Genomic DNA, 14,667 nt, shown 5'->3' with positions numbered 1-14,667 from the left:
CCACCGTCTGGAATCGATGGGCTCAGTTGAACCTCGCGCTGGCGCAGCCCCATTGACCCCAACCGGAGCGCTTCTGCAGGATCTTCGCGTACTTGATCTGGACCTCGCGGCTGTTCTGGTGCGGCAGGCCCGGCCCGCCGACGCTCTTCCACGTGGCGGCACTGAACTGCAGGCCGCCGTAGTAGCCGTTGCCGGTGTTGATGCTCCAGTTGCCACCGGACTCGCACTGGGCGATCTTGTCCCAGACCGTGTCGTTGTCGGGCGAGGTCGGCGGCGGCACCTTGGTGCCGTGCTGCTCGACCTGGGTGACCGGCGCGGTCAGCACCTCGCTGCTCAGCACCTTGCGGTCACGCAGCTTCCCGTCGGCGTACACCAGCTCGACGTCCTCGCGCTTGGTGCCCTTCTTGCCGGGGGTGACGACCTTGACCTCGCCCTTGAGCGCATCGGCGTCATTGGTGACGTCGGTGTCGAAGTCGACCGGGACCGTCTCGGTCTTGTTCGTGGTGGTGATGCGCACGACGCGGATGACCTGGTCGGGCTCGACGTAGGAGAAGATGCTGGGCTTGATCTCGTCGTCGCCACCCAGGGCCACGCCGGCCTCCTTCAGCGCGCCCGCGACGGTCGGCGCCGTGGTGTCGAGCTCGTGCTTCTCGCCGTCCGCCACCACGGTGAGCTTCTTGCTGGTGCTCACGACCACGGTGTTGTCGGTGCGCGACAGGGTCGCGTCGGGGTCCTCGGAAACGAACGCGTCGGCCGGCACGCTGACGCCGAGATCGTCGAGCGCACCGCTGACGGTCTTCTCGTAGACGGTGTGCTGGCTGACCTCGCCGTCGACCGACAACGTGACCGGCTTGGCGTACGCGACCGTGATGTCGTCGCCGTCGGACAGCTCGTGCGAGGGGTGCAGGTTGATCTTGTCGGCGGGCTTGACCTCGATGTCGCGCGCCTTGAGCACGTCGGACACGGAGGTGCCGAAGGTCCGGATCGTGTGGCTCGTGCCCTCGACGGTGAGGGTCACCGAACGGCTCATCGCACCGTAGGCGGCGGTGCCGCCAGCGACGAGCAGGATGATCGCGATGTTCAACGCGATGATCGGCAGGGATCGACGGGGTCGTGCGGAGTTCACATGCATCCTGAGGGGGTCGAGAGCACGGCAACATCCCACGATAGCGGGGCCCCGGGTGGCGTCAAACCCGTTCGGGCCACCCACCACCGAAGGCACGGTCCGTGGTGGCGTTGATCGCACGACACACCTCAGGCACCTCCAGCCCCAGAATCTCGCTCATGAAGCGCACCGTGAGGGGGATCAGGAACGAGGCGTTGGGGCGCCCGCGGTGCGGCGTCGGTGTGAGGAACGGCGCATCGGTCTCGACCAGGATCCGGTCGATCGGGGTGATCCGCAGCGCCTCGCGCAGGTTCTCGGCGTTCTTGAACGTGACGGTGCCGGCGAACGACAGGTAGGCCCCGCGATCGAGGCACTGGCGTGCGAAGTCGGCGTCGCCGGAGAAGCAGTGCATCACCACGCGCTCGGGCACGCCTTCGTCGTCGAGGATCGCCAGCACGTCGTCGTGGGAGTCTCGGTCGTGGATGACCAGGGTGCGGTGGTGCCGCTTGGCGATGCGGATGTGCTCGCGGAACGAGGCGTGCTGGACCGGACGACGATCGGCCCCGGTGCGGAAGTAGTCCAGCCCCGTCTCCCCCACCGCGCGGACGTGCGGATCAGCGGCCAGCCGGTCGATCTCGGCCAGACCCGCCTCGAGCTCGTCCGGCGCCATCCGGGCGGCGTCGTTGGGATGGAGCGCGACGGCCGCCACCACCGACGGGTACGCCGCTGCCGTCTCGACGGCCCAGCGCGAAGCTCTCGACGTCGCAGCCCACCTGCACCGTGCGGGTGACACCGACCGCGGCGGCCCGATCAAGCGCCTCGTCCACCGGGATCAGGGACGCCGGCGTGTCCTTCGCCGTGCGCACCGGATGGTCGAGGTGGCAGTGGTTGTCCACCACCGGCGATGGCAGCGGCTCGGGAGCCTCCGGCCACCCCGGCGTCTCGGTCACGAGTCCGGCGTCTCGATGCGCGGGAACAGCGAGTCCGGCTTGGTGATGGAGGTGCCGACGGGCAGCTGGCCCCACGTGGCGGCGTCCCCGATGCGCTGGTCCGCGAGCGCCCCGATCGCCTCGTGTGCGCCGAGGGACTCCCACAGGACCTGGGTGGACCTGGGCATGAACGGCGCGAGCACGATCGAGAGCACCCGAAGGCCCTCGGCAGCCGTCGCCAGGATGGTTCCGGTGCGCTCGAGGTCGGACTTCGCGGCCTTCCACGGGGCCTGCTCGGCGAGATAGCCGTTGAGCTCGTCGACGATGCGCCACAGCGCGGCGAGCGCCTCGTGCGGAGCGAGGACCTCGATCGCGGCGTCGGCGTCGGTCACCGCCCGGGCGGTCAGGTCGACGATGGCCTGCTCGGCCGGCGTCAGGTCACCGCTCGGGGGCATCGCGCCGTCGAAGTACTTGCCGATCATCGCCGCCACCCGGGAGGCCAGGTTGCCCAGCCCGTTGGCGAGGTCGGCGTGGTAGCGGGCGTTGAGGTCCTCGTACGAGATCGAGCCGTCGCTGCCGAACGTCAGGGCACGCGCGAAGTAGTACCGGTAGGCGTCGGAACCGAACACGTCGACCAGCTCGTCGGGACGGATGCCGTTGGCCTTGCTCTTGCTCATCTTCTGCCCGCCCACCAGCAACCAGCCGTGCGCGAAGACGCGGTGCGGCACGGGCTGACCGGCCGCCATGAGCATGGCCGGCCAGATCACGGCGTGGAAGCGGGCGATGTCCTTGCCGACCAGGTGCACGGCCGGCCAGGTGTCGTCGAAGCGCTCGGGGTCGGTGCCGTAGCCGATGGCCGTGACGTAGTTCAGCAACGCCTCGATCCACACGTACATGACGTGGTCGGCGTCCCAGGGCACCTCGATGCCCCAGTCGAACGTGGAGCGGGAGATGCTCAGGTCGCGCAGTCCGCGCTTGACGAACGAGACGATCTCGTTGCGCGCGGACTCGGGCTGGATGAAGTCCGGCTGGCTCTCGTACAGGTCGAGCAGCCGCTGCTGGTAGTCCGACAGCCGGAAGAAGTAGTTCTCCTCGGTGACGCGCTCGACCCGGCTGCCGTCGAGGGACGAGACGCGGAACCCCTCGTCGTCGCCCTCGCCGTCGACCACGTCGTCGTCACCGACGAACTCCTCGGACCCGACGCTGTACCAGCCGGAGAACTCGCCCTTGTAGACCGCGTCGCGCTCGTACAGGTCGGTCCAGAAGGCCTGGGAACCGTCGAGGTGGCGTTGCTCGGTGGTGCGGATGAAGTCGTCGTTGGCGATGTCGAGGGTGGACAGCATCGGCTTCCACTCGTCCTCGACCAGGCGGTCCACCCACGCCTGGGGGTCGACGCCGTTCTGCTCGGCCTTGCGGAGCACCTTCTGGCCGTGCTCGTCGGTGCCGGTGAGGTACCAGACGCGCTCGCCACGCTGGCGGTGCCAGCGGGTGAGGATGTCGCCCATGACGGTGGTGTACCCGTGGCCGATGTGAGGGGCGTCGTTGACGTAGTAGATCGGGGTCGTCAGGTAGAAGACCGGATCGGCAGGCTGCTCGGGCACGAACGCCATCTTAGTGAGCGGCGTCGAACACGGTCTTGCGCCGGGTCCCCGTGCTGGCGGCGACCTCGGCCACGGCGTCCTTGCGGCTCAATCCGGTGGACTGCGCCTCGTCGACCAGCGCACGCAGCTCCTCGGCCGAGTACTCGCGACCGGTGGCGGTGGCGCCCTCGACGACCAGGGTCACCTCGCCGCGCACGCCGTGCTCCTGCTCGCCGACCCACGTCAGCGAGCTCGTCGAGGGTGCCGCGCGCCACCTCCTCGTGGGTCTTGGTGCAGCTCGCGGCACAGGGCGGCGCGACGATCGCCACCGAGGGCGACCGCGAGAGCGGCGAGCGTCGCACCGGTGCGGTGCGGTGACTCGAAGAAGACCATCGTGCGGGGCTCCTGCGCGAGCGCCCCGAACACCCGTGCGCGCTCTCCGGCCTTGCGGGGCGCGAACCCCTCGAAGCAGAACCGGTCGACCGGCAGGCCGGACACCGCGAGAGCCGTGAGGACGGCGGACGGGCCGGGAACGGCCGTGACGTCCAGGCCCGCGTCCACGGCAGCAGCCACCAGCCGGTACCCGGGATCGGACACGCTCGGCATGCCGGCGTCGGTGACCAGCAGCACGGTGGCTCCCCCGCGCAGCTGCTCGACCAGCTCGGGAGTGCGACGTTCCTCGTTGCCCTCGAAGTACGAGGTCACCCGTCCCGTGATGGTCACGCCCAGGTCTGCGGCCAGTCGTTGCAGACGTCGGGTGTCCTCGGCCGCCACGACGTCGGCCGAGCCGAGCAGCTCCCGCAGCCGCGGGCTCGCGTCGTCGGCCCGCCCGATCGGGGTACCCGCGAGGATCAGCACACCCCCATCGTCGCAGCACGGCGCGCGGAGCCGCGGCCTAGGCTGTCCTGGTGCGTGTGACCAACCGGCTGCTCCGACCGTCTGATCGGGCCTGGGGATGGATCGGGCCCATCGGGGTGGCGATCCTCGCCTTCGTGCTGCGGATCTGGAACGTCGCGAGCCCCGACCGGCTGATGTTCGACGAGACCTACTACGCCAAGGACGCGTGGTCGATGCTGCAGCACGGCTACGCGCAGGACTTCGTCGAGAACGCCAACGACAAGATCGTCGCCGGCGACCTGACCGGGCTCATGACCGGCCAGCCGTCGTGGGTGGTGCACCCCGAGGCCGGGCGAGCGCTCATCGCCGTCGGCGAGCAGCTGTTCGGCCTCAACTCGTTCGGCTGGCGGATCTCCGCGGTCGTGATCGGCTCGCTCACCGTGCTGCTGCTGGCACGACTGGTGCGCCGCCTGACCGGTTCGACGATCATCGGCTGCTTCGCAGGACTGCTGCTCGCCGTCGACGGCGCCCACTTCGTCATGTCGAGGCTCGCGCTGCTCGACGTCTTCTTGGCGTTCTGGATCCTCGCCGCCGTCACCTGCCTGGTGGCCGATCACGACCAGGCCATGGCGCGCGAACGGATCCGCGGGTGGTGGCGACCCTGGCAGCTCGGCGCGGGCGTGTGCTTCGGCCTGGCCTGCGCGACCAAGTGGAGCGGCCTGTACTCGCTGGCCGCGTTCGGCGTCCTGGTGGTCGTCTGGGAGGTGATGGCACGGCGCGAGCGGTGGACCGCACTGCTGCGCACCGGCATACCGGCCTTCGCATCGATCGTGCTCGTGGCCGGTGTGGTGTACCTGCTCACCTGGACGGGGTGGCTGATCCACCACCAGACCTTCGAGGCACGCTTCGGGTACGGGTACGGCGACTACTCGGCGCCCTGGGGAACCTACCTCGACCGTCCGCCGAGCGGATTCCTGGGCGAGACCCGCGACGCCCTGCGGTCGCTGTGGCACTTCCACGTGATGACCTACGACTTCCACACCAAGGGCCTGAACGCGGCCACGCACCCGTACCAGTCCAACCCGATCGGCTGGCTCGTGCTCGATCGTCCGGTCGGGGTGGACGCGCAGAACGATCTTCCGGCCGCCACCTGCGGGGCAGCCGCCGACTCCAGCTGCATCCGCGTGGTGACCATCCTGGGCAATCCGGCCGTCTGGTGGGGTGGCGCGATGGCCACCGTGGGCACGCTCGTGGCCTGGGTCGCCACCGGGCAGGGCCGTTGGGCCGTCCCGCTGGTCGGCGTCCTGTCGGGCTGGCTGCCGTGGTTCCTCAACGACGACCGGCCGATCTTCTCATTCTACGCCGTCACCGTGGTGCCGTTCATGATCGTGGCGATCGCGATGCTGGCCGACCTCGCCTACCGGTCCAGAACCACGGTGCGGGGTCGGTACGTGGCGATGGTGGCGATCGGGGCGTTCGCCGTGACCGCGGTCGGGCTGTTCTGCTACTTCTACCCGATCCTCACCGACCAGCTGATCCCCTACGACGCCTGGTACAGCCGCATGTGGTCACCCCGCTGGATCTGACCGGTCGGACCCGAGCGGCCCTCCTAGCGCACCCAGTACAGAGCCTCGGTGACCAACCGTTCGCCCATGCGGCGCTCGACCGGGTCCATCGACGTCATCAGGTCCACACCGGCCACGACCGACCCGTGCGAGATGACCATCTCGGCGAAGTCCTGGCCGACGTCCTCGGGCAGCACGCGGGCGGTGACGTTGCCCGGGACGGTGCGGACCATCTGCTGCTCGCTGATCAGGCGGTACAGGACGCGTTCGTCGACGTAGGCGTCCAGGCGGTCCTCACCGGGACGCACCACGGCGACCTCGGCCTCGAGGCGCGGCAGCCGGTCGATCGCCACCCGATAGGTGCGGACCTCGGCGCGGTTGCGCAGCTTGGACACCACACGCTGGGCATCGAGCGTGGCCAGCTCCCGGCGCAGGCGTGACCTCTGCGACGAACCCATCCAGCTCGCCGCGCCGCCGGTCATCAGCTCCAGAGCCGCCCACGCCGTGCGGGGTGACCACACGCGCGCCTGCACCTCGCCGCGCCGGGCGACGTAGTCGGTCAGGGACACCACGCTGATGCGGCCCCTGCGGGGCGAGAACAGCTCGCCCCGGGCGACCAGGTTGCGGACCTGCCGGTCGCTGACGCCGAGCTGAGCCGCAGCCTCGACGACCGACGTCTCGTGGGGGTCCGAGGTCCCGGTCATGGTGACATCGTCGCACCCCCAGCGAGCACGAGGGTCGACCGGTCTGTCGAGACCTGCGATCAGAACGTCTTTCCGATGCCGACGACCGCGGGGGTCAGCAGGATGATGAACATGACCGGCAGCAGGCACGCCATCATCGGGAACATCAGCTTCAGCGGCACCGTCTGCGCCGAGGCGGCTGCTCGCTGACGACGCTTGTCCCGCATCTCGTCAGCCTGCAGGCGCACGACCTGGGAGATCGGCACGCCGAACTCCTCGGCCTGGACCAGGCTGCGCATGAGCTGGCTCAGGTCGGCGATGTCGTTGCGCTCGGCCAACGCCAGGTACGCCTCGCGACGAGGCATGCCGACGGCCATGTCCTGCACCGTGCGGAGGATCTCCGGTCCCAGAGGACCACGGTGGGTCGCACCCACCCGCGCGAACGCTGACTCGAAGCTCATGCCGGCGTCCAGCGCGATGGTCAGCTGGTCCAGGACGTCGGGGAGGCTGGCCACGACCAGGTCGCGCCGCTCCTTGGCTCGCGACGAGCAGTAGATGTCGGGGTAGCGGTAGGCGGCGAAGACGCCGAGACCGACGGTCAGCCACGGCACCAGGCCACCGGAAGCTCCGACGAAGGACCAACCGAACAGCAGGACGAGGATCGGCGCGAACACCTTGATCTTGAGCAGGGTGCGCACGGCCGAAGCCGGCTTGCCGGCCACCGCCAGGTTGCGCTCCATGGTGGCCAAGGACTTGGCGGTCGTGAACGCGCGCCACGTGCCCGCCGTGACTCGGCCCGACACCTGCGCCACGGTGGCGCCTCGTTCAGCGTCCTGGCCCTGCCCCAGTCGGGAGCGCACGCCGGCGCCGCTGGCGGGGATCAGCTCGAACGCCTGGGCCAGGAACCACAGCGCAGCCGGCAGCAGGACCAACGCCAGCATCAGGAACATCGCGGGGGCCATCAGATCTTCACCTTCGTGACGGAGCGCATCCACACGATGCCGCCCAGGAACAGCACCGCCGACACTCCGACGGCGATGTGTCCGGTGCTGGTGTGCAGCAGGATCTGCAGCGAGCTGGGATTGATCACGGACTGCGTGATCACCACGAGCACCGGCAGAGCCATGAGGATCTTGGCCGAGCCGCGACCCTCAGCCGACAGGGTGTGGACCTCGCGCATGAGCGCGTTGCGCTCGCGGATCGTGTCGCCGACCCGCTCGAGCACCTCGTTGAGGTTGCCGCCGGTCTCGCGCTGCATGGCGATGGCCTCCGCGACCCAGTGGAAGTCCTCGTTGTCCATCCGGTCGGCCGAGGTGTGGATGGCATCGACCAGATCACGACCGATGCGGTTCTCGTTGATCAGGCGGCTGATCTCCTCGCTCGTCGGCGACAGCGACTCACGGGCGGTGGTGTCCAGGGCCCGGGGCAGGCTGTGGCCGGCGCGCAGCGCGGACGCCAACAGGTGCAGCGTCGCGTCGAGCTGCTCGGCGAAGGCGGACCGACGCTTCGTCGTGCGGTTGGCGAGCACGATCTTGGCGACGAACGGCACGAGCGCACCTGCCAGCAGCCCGAGCAGCACGCTGCCGGTCAACGTCGCACTCAAGATGGCGGTGGCCAGCATCGCGGCGGCGACCGTGACCAGGAAGGTGCCGGGCGTCGTCGAGATCCCGGCGAGCTCCAGCGAGACGGCACTGACCGGTGACCACGAGCCGCTGCGCAGCGCGTTGTCGACCGCTCCCGAGAGACGGTCGCCGACCACCGCGAGACCGCTCTCCTGCGCCCCCGCACCACGTCGCGACGACGACACGCGCACCAGTGACGGCTCCATCACCAGGTACAGCACGATGCCGAACCCGATGAGCAGGCAGAACATGGCGAGTCCGAGCATCATGGCCGACCAGCCCCGACCCTGCTCATGAACTTCTCCTGGTCGAACGGCAGGCCCATCTCCTCGAACTTGTCGATGAAGCGCGGTCGGACGCCAGTGAAGGTCGGCATGCCCTTCATCCGACCACTCGAGTCCAGACCCGCGGCGTAGTCGAAGAGGAACACGTCCTGCAGCACGACGTTCTCCCCCTCCATCCCCAGCACCTCGGTCACGTAGCTGATCCGCCTCGTGCCGTCACGCATGCGGGACAGCTGCACGATCAGGTCGACCGCCGAGGAGATCTGCTCACGCACGGCACGCAGCGGCAGGTCCATGCCAGCCATCAGCACCAGCGTCTCGAGTCGCGAGACCGTGTCGCGCGGCGAGTTGGCGTGGACCGTGGACAGCGAGCCGTCGTGACCGGTGTTCATCGCCTGCAGCATGTCCAGCGACTCCCCGCCGCGCACCTCGCCGACCACGATGCGGTCGGGCCGCATGCGCAACGAGTTGCGCACCAGGTCACGGATGGTGATCTCGCCCTTGCCCTCGATGTTGGACGGACGGCTCTCCAAGGTCACGACGTGGTCCTGCATGAGCTTCAGCTCGACGGCGTCCTCGATCGTGACGATGCGCTCCGACGACGGGATGAACGACGACAGCACGTTGAGCAGCGTGGTCTTGCCGGTGCCGGTTCCACCGGACACCAAGATGTTCAGGCGAGCCTCCACGCAGGCGTTGAGGAACTCCGCCAGCGGCTCGGTCATGGTTCCCATCCGGACCAGGTCGGTGACCCGCAACGGGGTCTCGGAGAACTTGCGGATGGTCAATGACGATCCATGCACGGCAAGCGGCGGCACGACGGCGTTGACGCGCGACCCGTCCTGGAGGCGGGCGTCGACCATCGGCGACGACTCGTCGATGCGCCGCCCCACCTTTGACACGATGCGCTCGATGACGCGGCGCAGCTGGAGCTCGGAGGAGAAGGCCATGCCGGAATCGATCAGGCGACCGCCACGCTCCACGTAGATGCGGTCAGGGCCGTTGACCATGATCTCGCTGACGGTGCTGTCGTCGAGCAGACGCTGCAGCGGCCCGAGACCGAGCGCATCGTCCTCGATGTCCTTGATCAGGTTGCGGCGCTCCTCGCCGGTCAGCAGCACCTGCTCGGCGGCGATGATCTCCGACAGCTCGTCGCGGACGACGACCTTGAGCTGGTCGTCGGTGATGGAGGAGTCGGTGAGGCGCGACCCGACGCGGTCCAGCAGCGCGCTGATGGCATCGGACTTCAGCTGCTTGAGGGCTGCACCCTGGTTCGACTCGACCTCGTCCGCCTGGCGTCGGGGTCGCGGCTTGATCGGGATCGGCTGCCGCGCCGACTCAAGACGCTCACTGAGACTCATGCGGACTCACCTGCGTCACGCAGGACGGCAGTCACGATCGATCGCAGGCCCTTGGCGGCCGCACCACCTTGACGCTTCTTCGTCAGCAGCGGCACTCCCCTGTTCGAGGCGAGCACCACGTCGGACGATCGCGGGACGACGGTCTCGATGGGCAGACCGACGACCGTGGAGACGTCGACCGGCTTCAGACCGGACTGCCGGTCGGCCATGTTGACGACCAGGTGCTGGCGCGCAGGCAGCACACCCACGGTGGCGAGCAGCTCGATCTCCTTGCGCATGTTGCGCACACCGGCCACGTCGAGGCTCGTGACCAGGACTGCGTCGGTCGACTCCTCGATGGCGGCGAGGGTGTGCTCGTCCAGGCCGGAACCCGTGTCGACCACGACGTACCGGAACTGCTGGGCGAGCACCTGCAGGAGCTGGTGCACCTGCTGGGCATCGATCGTGTCGGCAGCCGCCGGTGAGTCCGGCGCCGCGACGACCCACAGACCGCTCGGGTGCGCGGTCAGGAAGGTCTTGAGCAGCAGGGTGTCCAATCCGCTGCGGCTGGCGAACACGTCGCTGATCGAGTGGTCCGGGGACATGTCGAGCATGGTCGCGATGTCGCCGAACCTCAGGTCGAGGTCCACCAGAACGACCTGCGACGGCGCGATGCGTGCCATCTCGACGGCGATGTTGACCGCCACGGTCGACTTGCCGACACCGCCCTTGGGCGAGGCGACCACGATCGTCCGGCCGTCGACGCGACGCGTCGCGTCGGTGGCGGCCCCCAGGAAGCGCGCCACGTGCTCACGCGCCCGACCGAGCACCTCGCGGAAGTCGTCATCGGGCGCGTCCGGATCGATGATGTCGCGGATGCCGACGCGCATGGCCTCCAGCACCAGCTTCGGCGTGGCCTCGGCAACGGCGACGACCGCCGTGGGCACGCGCATCGCGTCGACGGACTCGGCGATCCACAGCATCGTGTCGTGGTCGAGCTCGGGACCGAGCAGCAGGACGTCGGGCGTCGAGTCGACGGTGATGATCGACCGGACGTCGAAGCCCGGCTGGAAGGTGTCCTCGAGGGAGACCTTGTCCACGTCGTCGCCGAAGGTGCCGATGCGGTACTCCAACCCACCGTCGCCTCCGAGCAGCATGATGTCGCTCATCCCAGGACCTCCTTCGGGCTGGTCTTCTTCGAACCACTGACGTCGGTCTTGTCGTTCTGCAGCGTCAACCACACCTTGCCGAACTCGGTCGCGTTGGCGAGCCTCTCGGCCTGGTGGGTGGTGACCGCCAGGGTGACCCGGACGCCGTTCTCGGTCGAGACCCCGGCGCCGGCGTCACCGGCCACGCCCTCCTTGACGGCCATGACCCGCACCTTGCTGAGGGTCATGCGGGTGGAGCCCGTACCGGCGGCCCCATCGAGGTAGCTCGCGACGACACCGACCACGCTGCCGGCCTTGGTGCCTTGCGGCACACGCGGCGGGAGCATCGTGAGGTCGATCTGCTGCATGCCCTCAGGCAGCTCCGAGGTGTCGACCTCCTTCTCCGCCGGTGGACCGAAACGACTGCGCAGCACCTGCTCACCAGGAACCAGTGCGGCGTTGGTGACCTCGTCCCCGAGAGGTGCGAGGTCTGTGACCGCATCCTTGACGAGGACGGACTTGGGAACGCGCTTGGTCTCGACGCTTCCGGCCAGACGATTGGCCGGCGAGCCGGCCGGGACCGGCTCGCTCACGACGAGCACCGGGACCAGCTGGGCGTTGTCGTAGGCGCGCTCGTCCGCACCCTGTGCGTAGGCGATGACGGCACCCACACCGGCGACGGTCAGCAGTCCCGCCATCAGCAAGGCGATGAGCTTCTTGTTCATGAGTGGCCTCTCAACCCGTGATCTTGACGCGAACGGAACCGAAGTCGGCGTCGGGATTGACGCCGTAGGACGTGGCCTCGTCCAGCTGGACGATCGAGCCGGAGAAGTAGCCCTGGATGCCCCGACACCCGTTGAAGAAGATCAGGACGCTGTCGTAGCACCGCGGCGCCGAGTAGTCCCGTGTCTCGACCATGCCGACGTTGAGGCTTCCGCCGATCGTCCAGCCAGTCATCACGAACGGTGCATATCCACGGATCCTCGGGAACAGGGTCGTGCCGATGCCGTTCCAGGTCGGCGAGTCGAAGATCGGCAACAGATAGGTCTTGCCCACGACCAGTCCCTGGGCCCTGAGCACGCAGCCGTAAGGAAACAGCAGGTTGGTCGCCGAGATCGAGCCGGTGAGCCCGATGCCGGTCGAGACGACGCAGCCGGACTCGCTGAACCAGGCGCTGGCGTCGACGAGCCACAGCGCACCGTAGATGCTGCGATCGGTGCCTCCACCGGGCTTGGCGCAGGTACGGGCGTTGGTGATCAGGCCGCGGTAGTCCTGGTAGGTGTCGTAGCGGTACAGCTGGTGCGTGGTCGTCGGGTTCAGCTTCCACGCGTTGTAGTCGCACACGTTCATGCCGAGCGGGAAGGTGTCGGCTGCCGTCGGGACCTGCGCCCACGTGACGGTGCTGGTCGCCGTGAGCGTGCGCGGCTGGACACCGACCGTCGCGGCGAAGGTCATGGGGACGGTCTTGGTGACGGTGAGCGTCAGGGTCCCCTGGGTGGGCGTCAGGGTGCCTGGAACCGATGGCGTCGCGCCGGGGGCGTTGCCGTTGACCATCAGCTGGGCCGTGGCCTGGGCGCCGGACGGAGTGCAGCGCGCCTTCTGCGTGGCAGTGGCGCTGGTGCGTGAGGCGCGCGCGCAGTCCTGGCCGATGGCCAGTGCGGCGCTGTCGGCCGCCTTCTGCAGGTTGCCGCGCTGCAGGACGAGGTTGCCCGAGTCGACGCTGAGGCCGACGGCCGCGATGAGCACGGGCGCGGCGATGGCGAACACCACGGCCGCGACACCGCGCTCGGAGCGTCGAGACGTCAGGCGGCGCATCGGGCCACCGCCTTGCCGGTGACCGAGAACGTGGACGACATGCCCGGAAGCAGGCTGGGCAGCGGGGTCACGGCGGGGATGCCGGTCCGTGTGATCGTGACCGTCACGTTCGGGTAGGTGCCGTCGGAGGCAGGAGCACAGCTGCTGGCGCCCAGTCCGCTGTCGAACTTGAACGAGTAGGTGGGCGTCACCGAGGACGGGACGCCGGCATTGCGAGCAGCAGCCGTCGCCGAGGCGGCGCTGTTGCTGTACGAGTACGAGCGAGCCGCGACGAGCGCTGCGTTGTTGTACGTCGCGGTGGACTTGTACCGGTCGCCGAACTCGACGGCCCCCATGATCAGGGCCAGCAGGAGCGGCGCGATGAAGGCGAACTCGACCGCGACGATGCCGCGGGAGTCTCAATTGACTCGTGTCATGTCGATCGACCTGACGAGATGACAGCGCCGCGGACCCCCGAGGGGCCCGCGGCGACGTCAGCTGTTCGTCGGGCGAACCTTCAGGGAAGGATGCCGGAGAACGTCGTGGTGATCTTGGTACCGAGAGCGGTCGCGGCCAGGCCGACGGCCGCAGCGACACCGAGCGCGAGCAGCGCGTACTCGATGGCGGTGACGCCCTTGTTCTCGCGACGATCGGCGATGGTGGCCTCGAACGAGGACAGAACCGCGTACAGCTTGATGAATCCGTTCATGATGTTTCTCCCTCTAGATGAATCTGCGCACTCGGATGAGCGCGTCTCCCACCGAGGAATCTATGAGGGGCCTAGGTCCCGGGACCATAGTCATACCGAACCTATTCGAGGACCTATGTCCTAGTCACAAAGAACTAGAACTGGTGTGATTGCAGTCACCGCACGTGGCGGGTGGGACTGGCCGTCGTCAGGACACCAGGACGTTGTGCGCAGGCTGCAGACCGACCAGGATGATCTTGGTGTCGGAGATGCAGGTCTGCAGGACGATGGTCGCATCGTCGGGAAGATCGCTGAACCGCGCGACGCGGCGCTGGGCCTCACTGACGTCGGTGACCTCGTAGCGACCGTCCTGGACGCCCTTGCCCGTGAGGTCGACCGTGTCGCCCTCACGCAGCTTCGGGATCCACGCCGCTCCACCGCAGTAGTCGTGCTCGGCGACGAGCAACGGGTGGGTCCCGCCCAGGTCGATGGCGACCGGCCCGCGGCACAGATCGAGCATCAGCCCCGAGCCCGGCATCGTGGTGGGTCCGTACACGGATCGGCTGAACCGTGCCGGCGGCGGCGCGATCACCCGGGTGGCCCGAGGCAGCTCAGCGGTCTCGATGGCCGCAGGTGACGTGCGCGCCGCGGCGTCGCGGGGCGCATCGTGCAGCAGGGCGGCGCCGCCGAACACCGCTGCGCCGATGACGGTGACGACGGCCGCACCTGTCGTCAGCGCCCGGATCATGGACCCAGTCTATGGACCGGGCGAGACGATCGCGCGATCACCGACATGATCGAGACGATGGTCCACACGACGAAGGCTCCGTGCAGAAGGCCCCGCAGGGGATGCGGGGCCTTCACGTGCGAGTGGAGCATAGGAGACTCCGTCGCTCGCTGGCGCTCGCTCCTCCCCGAATCACCATCCTTGATTCGCACGTGAACGCCCCGCAACGTCACGAGAGAAGCAGAAGGCCCCGCAGGAGATGCGGGGCCTTCACGTGCGAGTGGAGCATAGGAGATTCGAACTCCTGACCTCTTCGATGCGAACGAAGCGCGCTACCAACTGCGCCAATGCCCCTCGGCGGGAAC

Annotated in this window: 13 protein-coding genes, 1 tRNA gene and 2 pseudogenes; 1 reads left to right on the top strand and 15 read right to left on the bottom strand. The window is 68.5% G+C overall.

Annotation, left to right across the window (positions count from 1 at the left end; genetic code table 11):
* Positions 1–22: 22 nt before the first annotated feature.
* The 4 genes and pseudogenes from AC0L5F_RS14020 to rsmI form a co-directional block, all read right to left on the bottom strand.
* Positions 23–1,126, bottom strand: coding sequence for a ubiquitin-like domain-containing protein (locus AC0L5F_RS14020; protein ID WP_473314026.1), 1,104 nt, complete (start codon positions 1,124–1,126; stop codon positions 23–25).
* 61 nt (positions 1,127–1,187) lie between these two features.
* Positions 1,188–2,055: pseudogene (locus AC0L5F_RS14015) on the bottom strand (TatD family hydrolase).
* The gene (metG, locus tag AC0L5F_RS14010; protein ID WP_473314025.1) at positions 2,052–3,635 is read right to left on the bottom strand and encodes a methionine--tRNA ligase; all 1,584 of its coding nucleotides are present in this window, start codon (positions 3,633–3,635) and stop codon (positions 2,052–2,054) included. The pseudogene AC0L5F_RS14015 and the gene metG overlap by 4 nt, the downstream one beginning before the upstream one ends.
* 10 nt (positions 3,636–3,645) lie before the next feature.
* A pseudogene (rsmI, locus tag AC0L5F_RS14005) lies at positions 3,646–4,472 on the bottom strand (16S rRNA (cytidine(1402)-2'-O)-methyltransferase).
* Between the two features lie 50 nt (positions 4,473–4,522).
* On the opposite strand from rsmI, the gene AC0L5F_RS14000 reads away from it, so the two are divergent.
* Positions 4,523–6,037 (top strand): dolichyl-phosphate-mannose--protein mannosyltransferase, encoded by a 1,515-nt coding sequence (locus AC0L5F_RS14000; protein ID WP_473314024.1) that lies wholly within the window; start codon positions 4,523–4,525, stop codon positions 6,035–6,037.
* Between the two features lie 23 nt (positions 6,038–6,060).
* On the opposite strand, the gene AC0L5F_RS13995 is transcribed toward AC0L5F_RS14000, so the two are convergent.
* From AC0L5F_RS13995 to AC0L5F_RS13945, 11 genes are all read right to left on the bottom strand, one after another.
* On the bottom strand, positions 6,061–6,720 hold the full coding sequence (locus AC0L5F_RS13995) for a hypothetical protein (protein WP_473314023.1): 660 nt from the start codon (positions 6,718–6,720) through the stop codon (positions 6,061–6,063).
* A 59-nt stretch (positions 6,721–6,779) separates the two neighbouring features.
* Entirely contained in the window at positions 6,780–7,661 is an 882-nt protein-coding gene (locus AC0L5F_RS13990; protein ID WP_473314022.1) for a type II secretion system F family protein, read from the bottom strand.
* Entirely contained in the window at positions 7,661–8,590 is a 930-nt protein-coding gene (locus AC0L5F_RS13985) for a type II secretion system F family protein (protein ID WP_473314021.1), read from the bottom strand. The genes AC0L5F_RS13990 and AC0L5F_RS13985 overlap by 1 nt, the downstream gene beginning before the upstream one ends.
* Positions 8,587–9,966, bottom strand: a complete 1,380-nt coding sequence (locus AC0L5F_RS13980; protein ID WP_473314020.1) for a CpaF family protein — start codon at positions 9,964–9,966, stop codon at positions 8,587–8,589. The genes AC0L5F_RS13985 and AC0L5F_RS13980 overlap by 4 nt, the downstream gene beginning before the upstream one ends.
* Positions 9,963–11,114 carry a CpaE/TadZ family protein gene (locus AC0L5F_RS13975; protein ID WP_473314019.1) on the bottom strand — a complete coding sequence of 384 codons (1,152 nt, stop codon included), beginning with the start codon at positions 11,112–11,114 and terminating at the stop codon, positions 9,963–9,965. The genes AC0L5F_RS13980 and AC0L5F_RS13975 overlap by 4 nt, the downstream gene beginning before the upstream one ends.
* Entirely contained in the window at positions 11,111–11,818 is a 708-nt protein-coding gene (gene cpaB, locus AC0L5F_RS13970) for a Flp pilus assembly protein CpaB (RefSeq protein WP_473314018.1), read from the bottom strand. Before cpaB ends, AC0L5F_RS13975 begins: the two co-directional genes overlap by 4 nt.
* 10 nt (positions 11,819–11,828) lie before the next feature.
* Positions 11,829–12,908, bottom strand: a complete 1,080-nt coding sequence (locus tag AC0L5F_RS13965) for a pilus assembly protein TadG-related protein (protein WP_473314017.1) — start codon at positions 12,906–12,908, stop codon at positions 11,829–11,831.
* The gene (locus AC0L5F_RS13960; RefSeq protein WP_473314016.1) at positions 12,896–13,243 is read right to left on the bottom strand and encodes a hypothetical protein; all 348 of its coding nucleotides are present in this window, start codon (positions 13,241–13,243) and stop codon (positions 12,896–12,898) included. Before AC0L5F_RS13960 ends, AC0L5F_RS13965 begins: the two co-directional genes overlap by 13 nt.
* A 161-nt stretch (positions 13,244–13,404) precedes the next feature.
* A complete protein-coding gene (locus tag AC0L5F_RS13955; RefSeq protein ID WP_473314015.1) occupies positions 13,405–13,596 on the bottom strand; it encodes a Flp family type IVb pilin in 192 nt (63 codons plus the stop codon).
* Between the two features lie 187 nt (positions 13,597–13,783).
* On the bottom strand, positions 13,784–14,323 hold the full coding sequence (locus AC0L5F_RS13950) for a hypothetical protein (protein ID WP_473314014.1): 540 nt from the start codon (positions 14,321–14,323) through the stop codon (positions 13,784–13,786).
* Positions 14,324–14,583: 260 nt separating this feature from the next.
* A tRNA-Ala gene (locus AC0L5F_RS13945) sits at positions 14,584–14,656 on the bottom strand.
* Between the last annotated feature and the right edge of the window lie 11 nt (positions 14,657–14,667).

This window comes from Aeromicrobium sp. 10G20-16, from assembly GCF_055809665.1.
The sequence above is the reverse complement of the archived record's forward strand: the minus strand, read 5'-3'. Positions and strand labels throughout refer to the sequence as shown.